At 71.4% G+C, this 14236-nt stretch carries 12 protein-coding genes; 8 read left to right on the forward strand and 4 right to left on the reverse strand.

All coding sequences use genetic code 11. The features are described 5' to 3' along the window. Positions 1–72: 72 nt before the first annotated feature. Together ATL45_RS01090 and ATL45_RS01095 are read left to right on the forward strand one after the other, a co-directional pair. A complete protein-coding gene (locus tag ATL45_RS01090) occupies positions 73–1167 on the forward strand; it encodes an acyl-CoA dehydrogenase family protein (RefSeq protein WP_093158554.1) in 1095 nt (364 codons plus the stop codon). 3 nt (positions 1168–1170) lie between these two features. After that, positions 1171–2727 carry a long-chain-fatty-acid--CoA ligase gene (locus tag ATL45_RS01095; RefSeq protein ID WP_093158557.1) on the forward strand — a complete coding sequence of 519 codons (1557 nt, stop codon included), beginning with the start codon at positions 1171–1173 and terminating at the stop codon, positions 2725–2727. A 240-nt stretch (positions 2728–2967) separates the two neighbouring features. Here the strand turns inward: ATL45_RS01095 and ATL45_RS01100 are convergent, their stop codons facing one another. Continuing rightward, positions 2968–4071 (reverse strand): NAD(P)H-dependent flavin oxidoreductase, encoded by a 1104-nt coding sequence (locus ATL45_RS01100; protein WP_093158559.1) that lies wholly within the window; start codon positions 4069–4071, stop codon positions 2968–2970. Between the two features lie 93 nt (positions 4072–4164). Further along, entirely contained in the window at positions 4165–5784 is a 1620-nt protein-coding gene (locus tag ATL45_RS01105) for an acyl-CoA synthetase (protein WP_093158562.1), read from the reverse strand. A 145-nt stretch (positions 5785–5929) separates the two neighbouring features. Between ATL45_RS01105 and ATL45_RS01110 the strand changes: the two genes are divergently transcribed. Next, positions 5930–6724, forward strand: coding sequence for a crotonase/enoyl-CoA hydratase family protein (locus ATL45_RS01110; protein ID WP_093158565.1), 795 nt, complete (start codon positions 5930–5932; stop codon positions 6722–6724). A 105-nt stretch (positions 6725–6829) separates the two neighbouring features. Continuing rightward, positions 6830–7264, forward strand: a complete 435-nt coding sequence (locus ATL45_RS01115) for a GNAT family N-acetyltransferase (RefSeq protein ID WP_211841157.1) — start codon at positions 6830–6832, stop codon at positions 7262–7264. A gap of 37 nt (positions 7265–7301) precedes the next feature. Here the strand turns inward: ATL45_RS01115 and ATL45_RS01120 are convergent, their stop codons facing one another. Both ATL45_RS01120 and ATL45_RS01125 read right to left on the reverse strand, forming a co-directional pair. Next, positions 7302–8852 (reverse strand): acyl-CoA synthetase, encoded by a 1551-nt coding sequence (locus ATL45_RS01120; RefSeq protein WP_093158570.1) that lies wholly within the window; start codon positions 8850–8852, stop codon positions 7302–7304. 97 nt (positions 8853–8949) lie between these two features. Then, entirely contained in the window at positions 8950–10002 is a 1053-nt protein-coding gene (locus ATL45_RS01125) for an LLM class F420-dependent oxidoreductase (protein ID WP_093158572.1), read from the reverse strand. Positions 10003–10090: 88 nt separating this feature from the next. Here ATL45_RS01125 and ATL45_RS01130 point away from each other — a divergent pair, with 88 nt between their 5' ends. From ATL45_RS01130 to ATL45_RS01145, 4 genes are all read left to right on the forward strand, one after another. Continuing rightward, complete coding sequence (locus tag ATL45_RS01130; protein WP_246025105.1) at positions 10091–11047, forward strand: Zn-ribbon domain-containing OB-fold protein; 957 nt, start codon at positions 10091–10093, stop codon at positions 11045–11047. Positions 11048–11132: 85 nt separating this feature from the next. Further along, complete coding sequence (locus tag ATL45_RS01135; RefSeq protein WP_093158577.1) at positions 11133–12182, forward strand: thiolase family protein; 1050 nt, start codon at positions 11133–11135, stop codon at positions 12180–12182. Beyond that, the gene (locus tag ATL45_RS01140) at positions 12182–13342 is read left to right on the forward strand and encodes a thiolase family protein (RefSeq protein ID WP_093158580.1); all 1161 of its coding nucleotides are present in this window, start codon (positions 12182–12184) and stop codon (positions 13340–13342) included. The genes ATL45_RS01135 and ATL45_RS01140 overlap by 1 nt, the downstream gene beginning before the upstream one ends. Continuing rightward, positions 13339–14208, forward strand: a complete 870-nt coding sequence (locus ATL45_RS01145; protein WP_093158583.1) for a TIGR03619 family F420-dependent LLM class oxidoreductase — start codon at positions 13339–13341, stop codon at positions 14206–14208. Before ATL45_RS01140 ends, ATL45_RS01145 begins: the two co-directional genes overlap by 4 nt. Positions 14209–14236 lie beyond the last annotated feature (28 nt).

Genomic DNA, 14236 nt, shown 5'->3' on the forward strand with positions numbered 1-14236 from the left:
CGTCACCCGGGTGAACGTCGATTTCGTACGAAATTGACACCACGCCGGGTGACCTGACTTCGAAGGAGAGGCATGGACTTCACCCTGACCGAGGCGCAGGACGACCTCGCCGAGCTCACCCGCAAGATCCTCGACGACCAGGTGACCAACGAGCGGCTGCGCGAGGTGGAGCGCGGCGACGACCGGTTCGACCGAGCACTGTGGACGCAGCTGGCCACCGCCGACGTGCTCGGCGCCGGGCTGCCGGAATCCGTCGGTGGCGGCGGTTTCGGGCTGCTGGAGCAGTGCAGCGTGCTCATCGAGCTCGGCCGCGCCGTCGCGCCGGTTCCCTACCTGAGCTCGATCACCACCGCAGCGGCCGCGATCGCCCGCTTCGGCACCGAGCAGCAGCGGCGCCGCTGGGCCGCACCGGCCGCCCGCGGCGAACTGGTGCTCACCGCGGCGCTGACCGAGGAGCACAACCCGACCCCGGCGGTTCCGTCCTGCCAGGCCGAGCGCCAGGGCGGTGAATGGGTGCTCACCGGCAGCAAGACCGGCGTCCCAGCGGGCGCGATGGCCGACCTGGTGCTCATCCCGGCGTCCACATCGGAGGGCCCGCGGGTGTTCGTGGTCGAGCCCGACCGGCTGGCCGTGCAGCGCCAGCGCGTCGTCGACTCCGACAGCGAGGCCTGGCTGGACCTGGACGGCGTCCGGGTCGGTGACGACCGGGTGCTCGGCGGTGATCCGGTGCTCGGCTGGCTGCTGGCCCGCGCCACCGTCGGCAGCTGCGCTCACCAGGTCGGCGTCGTGTCCAGGGCCCTGGAGATGACCAGCGAGTACGCCCGCGAGCGGGTGCAGTTCGGACGGCCGATCGGCAGCTTCCAGGCGGTCGCCCAGCGGTTGGCCGACGCCTTCATCGACGTGGAGGCGGCGCGGCTGACGCTGTGGCAGGCCGCCTGGCGCCTCGACGAGGGCCTGCCCTGTGCGGCGGAACTGGCGACCGCGAAGTTCTGGGCGGCCGAGGCCGGGCACCGCGTCGCGCACACGGCGGTCCACGTGCACGGCGGGGTCGGCATCGACCTCGACCACCCGCTGCACCGCTACTTCGTCGCGGCCAAGCGGAACGAGTTCAGCCTCGGTGCCGCGGCGGTCCAGCTGGGCCGGCTCGGCGACGCCCTGGCGGGCTGACGCATGACGCCCACCGTGACCGGATTCCTGCTCGCCCGCGCCGAGGACGAGCGCTGCGGCCTGCTCTTCGAAGACCGCTCGTGGTCGTGGGCGGAAGTGGTGCGCACCTGCTCGCAGTACGCGTCGCTGCTGCGTTCCCTGCGCCGCCCGGGCCCGTTCCACGTCGGCGTGCTGCTCGGCAACGTCCCGGAGTTCCTCTTCCTGCTCGGCGGCGCGGCGTTCTCCGGCGCGGTGCTGGTCGGGCTGAACCCGACGCGGCGCGGCGCGGCGCTGGCCCGCGACGTGCGGCTGACCGACTGCCAGCTGATCATCACCGACACCGCGCACGCCGACCTGCTCGCGGGCGTGGACGTCCCGATGCTGCTGGTCGACACGCCACCGTGGCCGGCGCTGCTCGCCGAGCACTCCGGCACCGAACTCGCCCCCGTCGAGGCCGTCCCCGACGACCTGCTAGTGCTGGTGTTCACCTCCGGCACCGGCGGCGATCCGAAGGCAGTCCGCTGCACGCACGGCAAGATCGCGTTCCCCGGCCGGATGCTGGCCCAGCGCTTCGGCCTCACCGGCGAGGACGTGACCTACGTGTCGATGCCGCTGTTCCACTCCAACGCCCTGATGGCCGGGTGGGCGGTCGGCGCCGCCGCCGGTGCGACCATCGCGCTGCGCCGCCGGTTCTCCGCCTCCGGATTCCTGCCCGACGTGCGCCGGTTCGGAGTCACCTACGCCAACTACGTCGGGAAACCGCTCGCGCACGTGCTGGCCACGCCGCCGCGGCCGGACGACGCGGAGAACCCGCTGCGCCTGGTGTACGGCAACGAGGCCAACGAGCGGGACGTGCGGCGCTTCGCCGAGCGGTTCGGCTGCCGGGTGGTCGACGGCTTCGGCTCCACCGAGGGCGGCATCGCGATCGCCCGCACCCCGGACACCCCGCCGGGCGCGCTCGGCAAGCTGCCCGAGGGCGTGGCCGTGCTGGACCCGGACACCGGAAAGCCCTGCGCCACCGCGCAGTTCTCGCCCGACGGCAGGCTGCTCAACCCGGACGAGGCCATCGGCGAGCTGGTCAACACCACCGGTTCGGGCTGGTTCGCCGGCTACTACAACGCGCCGGAGGCCGATGCGGAGCGGATGCGCGACGGCATGTACTGGAGCGGCGACCTGGCCTACCTGGACGCCGACGGCTTCTGCCGCTTCGCCGGCCGCACCGCCGACTGGCTGCGGGTCGACGGTGAGAACCTGGCGACGGCGCCGATCGAGCGAATCCTGCTGCGCCACCCGGACATCCGCGAGGCGGCGGTCTACGCGGTCCCGGACCCGACGACCGGCGACCAGGTGATGGCCGCCCTGATCACCACCGCCGACTTCGCCCCCGGAACCCTCGCGGACTTCCTGACCGCCCAACCGGATCTGGGCCCGAAGCAGTGGCCCCGCTACCTCCGCCTCGCCGCCGACCTGCCCCGCACGGCGACGCACAAGATCCTCAAACGCCACCTGATGGCCGAGGCCCTCGACACCTCAGACCCGGTCTACCACCGATCGGACGACACCTACGTCCCCGCCCCGTAGCCGGGACCCACGCGATTTCAATGGAAATCGAACGTCGAATTTCCATTGAAATCGCGTGCAAACCGACGCACCGTCGGCGTGTCGGGCACCCAACACGCCGATGGTTCCGCAATTTCAATTGAAATCGGACGTCCGATTTCAATTGAAATTGCGGAGGTTCACCGCGTCCCGGGCGCGTCGGGGCGCTCTAAGGACCCGAGGGGCCGGTCGCGACTGGCCACTCGGGTCCTGGTCGTCGCCTCAGCGGAGGCCGGTGAGGCGGTCGACCGTCGCGTCGAGCTCCGCCAGCAGGTCGGCCATCACTTCGGCGACCGGGCGGACCTGGTTCATCCGGCCCACGATCTGGCCCACCGGCATCGACACCACCGACGGGTCCGCGGCCCGCATGATGCGCTGGTGCGCCTCGCTGACCAGGATGTTCTGCAACGGCATCGGCAGCGGATCGGGTGCGCCGGGCACCGACCACGCCTCGGTCCACCGGGTTTTGAGCAGCCGCGCGGGTTTTCCGGTGTAGATCCGCGAGCGCACCGTGTCGCTGGAACCGGCCGCCAGCAGCGCCTGCTGCGTCACGGCGTTGCCCGGCAGCTGCTGGTACTCGGTGGTGGCCAGCCAGTACGAGCCCATCCACGCGCCGCTGGCCCCGAGCGCGAGCGCCGCCGCGGCCTGCCGCCCGGATCCGATGCCGCCCGCGGCCAGCACCGGCGCCCGCGCGCCGACCGCGTCGACGACCTCCGGCACCAGCACCATGGTGGCGATCTCGCCGGTGTGGCCACCGGCTTCGTGGCCCTGCGCCACGACGATGTCCACCCCGTTGTCGACGTGCCGCACCGCGTGCTCCGCCTTGCCCGCCAGCGCCGCCACCAGGACGTCGTGCTCGTGCGCCTGCTCGATGACGTCCACCGGCGGCGAGCCCAGCGCGTTGGCGATCAACCGCACCGGATGCCGCAGCGCGACGTCCACGTGCGACCGGGCCACCGAGTGCAGCCAGCCCAGCACGCCGTCGCGCTGCTCCTCCTCGGCGGGCAGCTTCGGCACGCCGAGCTCGTCGAGCGTGCGGTGGACGAAATCGCGGTGCACGGGCGGGATGAGCTCGGCGAGGTCCACGGCGGCGCCCTCGGTGGGGATCTTCGCCGGCATCACCACGTCCACCCCGTAGGGCTTGCCGTCGGTGTTGGCGTCCATCCAGTCCAGCGCCGCGTCCAGGTCGTCGGCGTCGTTGTACCGCACGCAGCCCAGCACTCCGAGCCCGCCCGCGCGGCTGATCGCCGCCGCGACGTGCTCGGAGGGCGTGAACCCGACGATCGGGTGCTCGATGCCCAGGGTGTCGCACAGTGTCGTTCGCATCTGGTCCTCATCGGTCGTCTCGGAACGCCGGGCTCCCGAAATCCGCGACTTCCGTTGAAATCGGACGTGCGATTTCAACGGAAGTCGCGGGATCTACTGAGCCGCGCGCTTGGGCTCGCGCACCTCGGCGGGCGGGTGCGCTTCGGTGTGCTGCTTCGCCCAGGTGTAGTCGGGTTTCCCGCTGGGCGAGCGGGTGATCTCGTCGACCAGCCAGAGGCTGCGCGGCACCTTGTAGCCGGCGATCGACTCCCGGACGTGCGCGTCGAGGCCGGCCAGCCCGGGCCGGGCACCGGGCCTCGGCTGCACCACGGCTGCCACGCGCTGGCCCAGCCGCTCGTCGGGCACTCCGACGACCAGCACGTCGAAGACGTCCGGGTGGGACTTCAGCGCCGCCTCCACCTCCTCCGGGAAGACCTTCTCCCCACCGGTGTTGATGGACACCGAGCCGCGGCCCAGCATCGTCACCGTGCCGTCGTCCTCGATCCGGGCGTAGTCGCCGGGCACCACGTAGCGCGTGCCGTCGATCTCGACGAACACCTTCCGCGACTTCTCCTCGTCCTTGTAGTAGCCGAGCGGCACGTGCCCGCGGCGCGCCAGCCACCCCACCTCACCGGGCTCGGCGAAGGTGTTGTCGTCGCGGATGACGGTGGTGGAGGCGTCGGCGTTGACCCGCGGGCCGCCGGACTGCCCGCTGTCGCGGGTGACCACGCCGATGCCGCTGAACCCGGTCTCGGAGGAGCCGATGGAATCGGTGATCACCACGTTCGGCAGCTCGTCGAGGTACTGGCGCTGCACCGCGGGCGAGAACAGCGCCGCACTGCTGGAGATGGCCAGCAGCGAGGAGGCGTCGTAGCCGCCGTCGCGGTAGGCCTCGATGAGCGGCCGGGCCATCGCGTCGCCGACGATCGCCAGCACGTTGACCTTCTCGCGCTCGATGGCCCGCCACACCTCGTGCGCGTCGAACTGCGGCACGAACACCACGGAGCTGCACGCGAAGAGGTTGCCGAAACTGGCCCACTGCGCGGCGCCGTGGATGAACGGAGCCGCCGGAAGCCGGGTGAGGCCACCGCTTTCGGCACCGGCGCGCGCCTGCTGCCACTCGTCGCGCATCGCTTCACCGGTCATGAAGTCGATGCCGCCGCCCAGCACCCGCCAGACGTCCTCGTGCCGCCACATCACGCCTTTCGGCATGCCCGTGGTGCCGCCGGTGTAGAGCAGGTACGGGTCGTCGGAGCTGCGCGCCGGGAAGTCCCGCTCACCGGAATGCCCGGACAGCGCGGATTCGTACTCGGTCCCGCCGTGCTCGAGGTCTGTTCCGTCCTCGATCACCAGGACTTCGCGCAATCCCGGGAAGTCCGGGCGGATCTGCGCGACGTTGTCGCTGTAGCGGCGCTCGTGCACCAGCGCCGCCAGGTCGGCGTTGTCGAAGATGTACCGCAGTTCCGCCGGCACGTAGCGGAAGTTGATGTTGATCGGCACGGCGCGGATCTTGTAGGCCGCCAGCATGGCCTCCAGCGCCTCGATCCCGTTGCGGGAGTAGATCCCGATGTGCGAGCCGCGCCCGAGTCCACGAGCGGTGTAGTGGTGCGCCAGCTGGTTGACCCGCCGGTCCAGCTGCCCGAAGGTGAGCCGTTGCTCGCCGCAGACCACGGCGGCGCGATCTGGCGTCAGATCGACGGCGTGCTCGAAAAGATCTGCGATGTTGTACGCCACCCTGAAGAAAGTAGAACGTGTTATCGTCCCGGGCAAGAACCCGTTCGAGCCCAACCGGATTTCGCCTCCGATGCCGGGCTCCTTGGACGATCCAGAACCGCTTTCCCCTTGACAGCAAGGCCATCCGCCGAGTGGAAGGTTTCCCATGACGTCGAGCGACGAAGCACCCCACTGCCTGGTCGAGCGCCGCGGGCCGGTGCTCGTGGTGACGATGAACCGGCCCGAGGCGCGAAATGCGCTGTCCGGCCCGATGTTGCAGATCATGCGAGAAGCGTGGGACGAAGTGGACCGCGACGACGAGATCCGCGCCTGCATCCTGACCGGTGCCGGCGGCGCGTTCTGCGCGGGCGCGGACCTCAAGGCGATGACGCAGTCCCACCCCGGCGACACCACGCGCGGCATGGACATGTCGGTGATCGAGCCGCTGCTCAAGGGCCGCAGGCTGACCAAACCGCTGATCGCGGCGGTGGAAGGCCCGGCGATCGCGGGCGGCACCGAGATCCTGCAGGCCACCGACATCCGGGTGGCCGGCGAGAGCGCCCGGTTCGGCGTCTCCGAAGCGCGCTGGGGCCTGTTCCCGCTCGGCGGCTCGGCCGTCCGCCTGCCGCGCCAGATCCCGTACACCGTCGCCGCGGACATCCTGCTGACGGGCAGGCACATCCGCGCCGCGGAGGCCAAGGAGATCGGCTTGATCGGTCACGTCGTCCCCGACGGCCAAGCACTCGTCAAGGCCCTCGAACTGGCCGATCTGATCGCGGCCAACGGCCCGCTGGCGGTCCAGGCGATCCTCCGCACGATGCGCGAAACGGAAGGCATGCCGGAGAACGACGCGTTCACAGTGGACGCGCGACTCGGCATGCAGGTGTTCACCAGCGAGGACGCCAAAGAAGGCCCCCGAGCCTTCGCGGAGAAGCGCACCCCGGACTTCCGCGCCCGCTGAACCGACCGCGCGGCCGTTCCGTTCCGGAGCCGGTTGACCGGGCTTGCGGCAGCCGGTGAGAAAACCCGTTGGCATTTCGCGCGGGCCGGTCCTACCGTCGACGCCGTGGAGCAGGAGATGGTCATCCGGCGGTACCGGCCCGCCGACGAGGAACCCGTGGTCGACCTGTGGTCGCGCGCGTCCAAGATCGCGCACCCGTTCATCGAGGGTGAGGGCGAGGGCGAGCGGGCCCGCAAGATCCGGGAGATCTACCTGGTCGAAGCGGACAACTGGGTGGCGGAGATCTCGGGCCGCGTCGTCGGGCTGCTCGGCCTGCTCGACGCCGAGATCGGCGGCCTCTTCGTTGCGCCGGAGTCGCAGGGCCGCGGCGTCGGCAGGGCGCTCGTGGAACACGCGGTGAGCCTCCACGGCGAGGTGACCCTGGACGTCTACGAGCAGAACCTGCGGGCTCGGCGCTTCTACGAGCAGCTCGGCTTCACCGAGCAGGGGCGGCGGCCGGACGAGGAGACCGGCCACACCATGATCAGCTTGCGCCGCTAGCCCCTGCCGGCGGCGGGTCCGGCACCCTTCACCGCGTTCAGATCGCGCGTTCCCGGTCGGCCCAGTACGGGGCGCGGAGCTTGCGCTTGTAGAGCTTGCCGTTGGGATCCCTGGGGAGTTCATCGATGAAGTCGATGGTGCGGGGCGTCTTGAACTTCGCCAGGCGGTCCCGGGCGTAGGCGAGGAGTTCGGCCGCCAGCTCGTCGCCGGGCGAGGCGCCTTCGGCGGGCTGCACGACGGCCTTGACCTCCTCGCCCCAGTCCTCGTTCGGGACGCCGAACACCGCCACGTCGGCGACCTTCGGGTGCACCGACAGGGCGTTCTCGATCTCCGCCGGGTAGATGTTCACGCCACCGGAGATGATCATGTCGCTCTTGCGGTCGCACAGGTACAGGTAGCCGTCGGAGTCGAGGTAGCCGACGTCGCCGAGGGTGAACAGGTCACCGACGCGCGCCTGCTCGGTCTTGCGCGAATCGCGGTGGTACTCGAAGGTCGAGCCGCCCATCCGCATGTACACCGTGCCGATCTCGTCCGGCGGCAGCTCCGCGCCGTCGTCGCCGAGCACCTTGACCGTCGAGCCCGGCCACGGCCTGCCCACCGATCCCGGCTTGCGCAGCCACTCCTCGGCGCCGATCGCGGTGCCACCGCCCTCGGTCGCCGCGTAGTACTCGATCACCACCGGGCCCCACCACTCCAGCATCGCCCGCTTGACCTCCAGCGGGCACGGCGCGGCCCCGTGGATCGCCGCGCGCATCGACGAGACGTCGTAGCGCTGCCGCACCTCGGGCGGCAGCGCCAGGAGCCGGTGGAACTGGGTGGGCACCATGTGCGTGTGCGTCACCCGGTGCCGCTCGATCAGCCGGAGCATCTCGGCCGGTTCCCAGCGGTCCATCAGCACCGCGGTGTGCCCCAGCTGGATGGCGTGGGTGACGAAGTTGAGCACCGCCGTGTGGTAGAGCGGCGAGCCGCACAGGTGCACGTGCCCGTCGAAGGGTTCGAGCCCGAAGATGCCGAAGAACCAGGTCGCGGCGGCGGGCACCACGTCGGGATCGGCACCGGTCAGCGGCCGCCGGACGCCCTTGGGACGCCCGGTGGTCCCGGAGGTGTAGAGCATCGGCGAGCCGGCGGTGCGCACGTCCGGCCGCTTCGCCGGCTCCTGCGCGCCGAGCTGCGACAGCTGCTGGAACCCGGGGATCTCGCCCACCGCGAAGCGCGCCGAGGCGGGCAGCCCGCTGCGCGCGGCGGCGTCGGAGGCGGCTTCGGCGAAGCGCTCGTGCGCGATGAACGCCTTCGCGCCGCTGTCCTCGATCAGGTAGGCGACCTCGGGACCCACCAGGTGCCAGTTCACCGTCACCGCGTACAGGCCGCACTGCAGCGCGGCGAAGTAGGCGGCCAGCAGGTCCGGGCCGTTGGGCAGCATCAGCACCACGCTGTCGCCGACGTCGAGCCCCATGCCCTGCAACCCGCGGCCGTAGCGGTCCGCCGCGGCGGCGAGCTCGGCGTAGCCGACCGAGCTGCCGTCGGGGGCGATCACGGCGATGCGGTCCGGTTCTTGCTCTGCGATCTTCCACAGCCCGATGTCGGACACGGCGGACTCCTGTCAACGGCGACGGGGGAATCGGAAACCTCCCGCAAATCTAGAACCTGTTCCACCACATCGGCAAGGCCCGGCCGCGATCACCGGTTCAGTCCACTGAGGACTCAAGGCCGAGCGCCGTCGACACGCGCCGGATGTGATCGACGGAGCGGCAGCCGACCAGCAGCGTGTCCACCCCGGACTTCTCCCACTCCGCCACCCGCGCCCGCACCGTCTCGGCGTCGCCGATGACCGCCACGTCGTCGACCATCTCGTCCGGCACCGCGGCCACCGCCTCCTCGCGCCGGCCTTCGCCGTACAGCCGCAGCACGTCGTCGACGACCTCGTCGTAGTCCATCCGGCGGAAGAGCTCGGCGTGGAAGTTCATCCCCGGCGCGCCCATCCCGCCGATGTAGAGCGCGAGCGAGGGCTTCAGCTTCGCCCGCTCGGCAGCCGGATCGTCGGTGACGACCACCTGGCAGCTGGCGGCGACCTCGAAGTCCGCGCGACCGCGCCGCGCTCCCGGCCGGGCGAAGCCCTCCCCCAGCCAGTCCTCGTACATCCCGGCGACGCGCGGCGAGTAGTACACCGCGATCCACCCGTCGGCGATCTCGGCCGTCTGCGCCACGTTGCGCGGGCCTTCGGCGCCCAGCCAGATCGGCAGATCGGCGCGCAGCGGGTGGGTGATCGGGCGCAGCGACTTGCCCAGCCCGATCGATCCCGGCCCGTCGTAGGGCAGCCGGTAGTGCGCGCCCTCGTTGCGCACCGGAGCTTCGCGGGCCAGCACCTGCCGCACGATCGAGACGTATTCCCTGGTCCGCGCAAGGGGTTTCGCGAACGGCGTGCCGTACCAGCCCTCCGCCACCTGCGGCCCGGACACGCCGAGCCCGAGCACGCAGCGGCCACCTGAGAGGTGGTCCAGCGTCAGCGCGTGCATCGCGCACGACGCCGGGGTCCGCGCGGCGACCTGCGCCACCGAGGTGCCCAGCCGCACGCGGCTGGTCCGCGAACCCCACCAGGCCAGCGGCGTGAAGGCGTCCGATCCCCAGGATTCCGCGGCGAACACCGAGTCGAACCCGGCGCTCTCGGCACCGAGAACGAGTTCCTCCGCGTTCGGCGGCGGCGCCGCTCCCCAGTAGCCGAGCTGAAGTCCGATCCTCATCAGCGATCCTCCTCGTCCCGACGGATTCACCGGCGCCCATCCTGCCCGCATGTTGCCCCAAAATCGAGAACATGTTTCACTGCGAAACGTGACTGGGCTCTCCGAACCACTCAGCGCACCGCTCGAAGTCGGCTTCGACTACACCCGCTCCCTCGGACCGGTCCACCGCCGGTTCGCCACCGAACTGCGCGGCCGCCGCATCGTCGGCGTGCGCGGCAGCGACGGCCGGGTGCACGTGCCACCGGTCGAGTACGACCCGGACACCGCCGCCGCGCTCGACGAGTTCGTCCCGGTCGGCACTCGGGGCACCGTGCTGAGCTGGTCGTGGATGCCGCGCCCGCTGGAAGGCCAGCCGCTGGCGCACCCGTTCGCCTGGGCGCTGGTGCTGCTCGACGGCGCGGACACCCCGATGCTGCACGCGCTGGACGCCGGTTCGCCCGATGCCGTGCGCACCGGCATGCGGGTGCAGGTCCGGTGGGCCGCCGAGCTGGGCAACGGCATCCGCGACATCGCCTGCTTCGAGCCGGTCGGCCAATCCCCCGCCCCGCCGCTGGAAGATCCCGAACCGGTCTCCATGATCACCGCGCCGGTGCACCTGCACTACCAGCACTCGGCGTCCCCGGAGGAGAGCCGCTACCTGCGCGGGCTCACCGAGGGACGGTTGCTCGGCCAGCGCTGCCCGCAGTGCCGCAAGGTCTACATCCCGCCGCGCGGCGCCTGTCCCACCGACGGCGTGCCCACCGAGGAGGAGGTGGAGCTGCCCGACACCGGCATCGTGACCACCTTCTGCATCGTCAACGTGCCTTTCCTGGGCCAGCGGATCCCGCCGCCTTACGTGTCGGCCTACGTCCTGCTCGACGGCGCCGACATCGCCTTCCTGCACCTGGTGCTGGGCTGCGACGCGGCTGACGTGCGGATGGGCATGCGGGTGCGCGCGGAGTGGAAACCCCGCGAGGAGTGGGGCTACACGCTGCAGAACATCGACCACTTCCGCCCCACCGGTGAGCCCGACGCCCCCTTCGAGACCTACGCCCAACACCTCTAGGCCGACCGGGGTGGTCGATTTCGCACGAGATCGACGCCCGACCGGGTCGGCCCGCTGCGACAACCGAAACGCCGAGGAGTGCACCGTGGCAGACGTAGCGGTCGTCGGGTTCGCGCAAGCACCGAACGTGCGCGCCACCCACGGCACCACCAACGGGGTCGAGATGCTGGTCCCGATCTTCCGGGAAGTGCTCGACAGCACCGGGTTGCGCACCGAGGACATCGGGTTCTGGTGCTCGGGTTCGTCGGACTACCTGGCGGGGCGGGCGTTCTCGTTCATCGCCGCGGTGGACGCCATCGGCGCCTTCCCGCCGATCAACGAGTCGCACGTCGAGATGGACGCAGCCTGGGCGCTGTACGAGGCGTGGGTGAAGATCCGCACCGGCGAGGTCGACACCGCGCTGGTCTACGGCTTCGGCAAGTCATCGGCCGGTGACCTGCGCCGGACCCTCGCCCTGCAGCTCGACCCGTACACCGCGGCCCCGCTGTGGCCGGACTCGGTGAGCATCGCCGGGCTGCAGGCCCGGCTCGGCCTGGACGCCGGCGAGTGGACCGAGCAGGACATGGCCGAAGTCGCCGCCCGCAGCCGCGCCGCCGCCGGACCCGGTGCGCAGATCTCGGGCCGGGTGGCAGCGGCCGACCTGCTCGCCGAGCCGTACCTCGCCGACCCGCTGCGCAAGCACGACTGCGCGCCGATCACCGACGGAGCCGCCGTGGTCGTGCTCGCGAGCGCCGACCGGGCGCGCGAACTGCACGAACGTCCGGCGTGGATCACCGGCCTGGAGCACCGGATCGAATCCGGCAGCATCGGCGCCCGCGACCTGCTCCGGTCGCCGTCGACCACCGCCGCGGCCGAGGCCGCCGGGGCCGCCGACGTCGAGGTGGCCGAGCTGCACGCGCCGTTCACCCACCAGGAGATCGTGCTGCGCCGGGCGATCGGGCTCGGCGAGGACGTGGCGATCAACCCCTCGGGCGGTCCGCTGTGCGGCAATCCGATGTTCTCCGCCGGGCTGTCGCGCATCGGTGAAGCCGCTTCCCGCGTGATGTCCGGTGCGGCGCGGCGGGTGCTGGCGCACGCCACCAGCGGGCCCGCGCTGCAGCAGAACCTGGTCTGCGTGATGGAGGGAAGGTCCTGATGGGCAAGCGGTTGGCGGCGGTCATCGGGACCGGCCAGACGCACCACACCAGCAAGCGCCTCGACGTCTCGATCGCCGGGCTGTGCCGGGAAGCCGCCGAACGCGCGCTGGCCGATGCCGGGCTGGACTGGCCGGACGTCGACGCCGTCGTCGTCGGCAAGGCGCCCGATCTGTTCGAAGGCGTCATGATGCCCGAGCTGCACCTGGCGGATGCCCTGGGAGCGACGGGAAAGCCGATGATCCGGGTGCACACCGCCGGATCGGTCGGCGGGTCCACGGCCAACGTCGCGGCGAGCCTGGTGCAGGGCGGCGTGCACCGGCGGGTGCTGGCGGTGGCCTTCGAGAAGCAGTCCGAGTCCAACGCGATGTGGGCGCTGTCGATCCTGCCGCCGTTCAGCATGCCGGTCGGCGCGGGCGCGGGCGGCTACTTCGCGCCGCACGTGCGCTCCTACATCCGCCGCTCCGGCGCGCCCGAGCACATCGGCGCGATGGTCGCGGTGAAGGACCGGCGCAACGGCGCGCGGAACCCGTACGCGCACCTCAAGCAGCCCGACATCACGCTGGAGTCGGTGCTGGCCTCGCAGGTGCTGTGGGACCCGATCCGCTACGACGAGACATGCCCGTCCTCCGACGGCGCGTGCGCGGTGGTCATCGGCGACGAGAGCGCGGCGGGTGGTTCCGCGGCCTGGATCCACGCGACCGCGATGCGCACCGAGCCGACCACCTTCGCCGGGCGCGACCAGGTGAACCCGCAGGCCGGCCGGGACGCCGCGGCGGCGCTGTGGCGGGAGGCGGGCATCACCGATCCGCTGTCCGAAGTGGACGCCGCCGAGATCTACGTGCCGTTCTCCTGGTTCGAGCCGATGTGGCTGGAGAACCTCGGCTTCGCCGCCGAGGGCCAGGGCTGGAAGATCACCGAATCCGGCGACACCGCGCTCGACGGGCGGCTGCCGGTGAACCCCTCCGGCGGCGTGCTGTCCTCCAACCCGATCGGCGCTTCCGGCATGCTGCGCTTCGCCGAGGCCGCGATGCAGGTCACCGGCAAGGCGGGCGAGCACCAGGTGGACGGTGCGCGCACCGCGCTGGGCCACGCCTACGGCGGCGGCTCCCAGTACTTCTCGATGTGGGTGGTCGGCACCCGGAAACCGGGGGAACGATGAAGTTCACGCTATCGGTGGCGATGAGCCCGCTGGACCAGCTCGCCGGGCTCGCCCGCACCGCGGAGGAGTGCGGCTTCGCCGCCATCGCCCTGCCCGATTCGCTGTTCTACTCCGAGCAGGTCTCCGCGGCCTACCCGTACACGCCGGACGGCTCGCGGATGTGGAATGCCGAAACACCTTGGGCCGACCCGCTGATCGCCGCCGCGGCGATGGGTGCGGTCACCTCGAAGCTGCGCTTCTACACCTCGGTGCTCAAGCTCGGGCCGCGCAACCCGGTGCTGCTGGCACGTCAGCTGGCGTCGGTCGCGGTGCTCACCGGTGACCGCTTCGGGCTCGGCATCGGGCTCGGCTGGGCGCCGGAGGAGTTCGAGTGGTGCGGCGCGCCCTACGCCAAGCGCGGCGCGCGCGTGGACGAGGCCATCGAGGTGCTGCGGCTGATCCTCGGCGGCGGGATGGTCGAGCACCACGGCGAGTTCTTCGACTTCGACCGCCTGCAGATGAGCCCGGCGCCGGCCGCTCCGGTGCCGATCTACATCGGTGGGCACACCGAGCCCGCGCTGCGGCGAGCGGCCCGGATCGGCGACGGCTGGGCCTCGGCGATGATGACGCTGGAGGAGCTGCGCACCACCATCGACCGGCTCGCCGAGCTGCGCGCCGAGCACGGCCGCTCCGAGGTGCCGTTCGAGATCCAGGCGGTGTGCGTGGACCGCTTCGGCGCGTCCGGCTACCGCGAGCAGGCCGAGGTCGGCGTGACGGACGCGATCGTGGTCCCGTGGCTGTTCGACGGGCACGGCTTCGACGCCGACCTGCGCGCCAAGCAGGACTCCATCCGCAAGTTCGCCGACGAGGTCATCGGGCAGTTCTGAGTGAGTGTTCCCGTCGGAGACCGCCCCG

It is taken from the genome of Saccharopolyspora antimicrobica (assembly GCF_003635025.1).
Lineage (GTDB): Bacteria > Actinomycetota > Actinomycetes > Mycobacteriales > Pseudonocardiaceae > Saccharopolyspora > Saccharopolyspora antimicrobica.

Excerpts from the sequence above, each read along its gene's own strand:
- ATL45_RS01090 (WP_093158554.1), top strand. The coding sequence starts at position 73 with ATGGACTTCACCCTGACCGAGGCGCAGGACGACCTCGCCGAGCTCACC.
- ATL45_RS01100 (WP_093158559.1), bottom strand. The coding sequence starts at position 4,071 with ATGCGAACGACACTGTGCGACACCCTGGGCATCGAGCACCCGATCGTC.
- ATL45_RS01125 (WP_093158572.1), bottom strand. The coding sequence starts at position 10,002 with ATGAGGATCGGACTTCAGCTCGGCTACTGGGGAGCGGCGCCGCCGCCG.
- ATL45_RS01110 (WP_093158565.1), top strand. The coding sequence starts at position 5,930 with ATGACGTCGAGCGACGAAGCACCCCACTGCCTGGTCGAGCGCCGCGGG.
- ATL45_RS01140 (WP_093158580.1), top strand. The coding sequence starts at position 12,182 with ATGGGCAAGCGGTTGGCGGCGGTCATCGGGACCGGCCAGACGCACCAC.
- ATL45_RS01145 (WP_093158583.1), top strand. The coding sequence starts at position 13,339 with ATGAAGTTCACGCTATCGGTGGCGATGAGCCCGCTGGACCAGCTCGCC.
- ATL45_RS01095 (WP_093158557.1), top strand. The coding sequence starts at position 1,171 with ATGACGCCCACCGTGACCGGATTCCTGCTCGCCCGCGCCGAGGACGAG.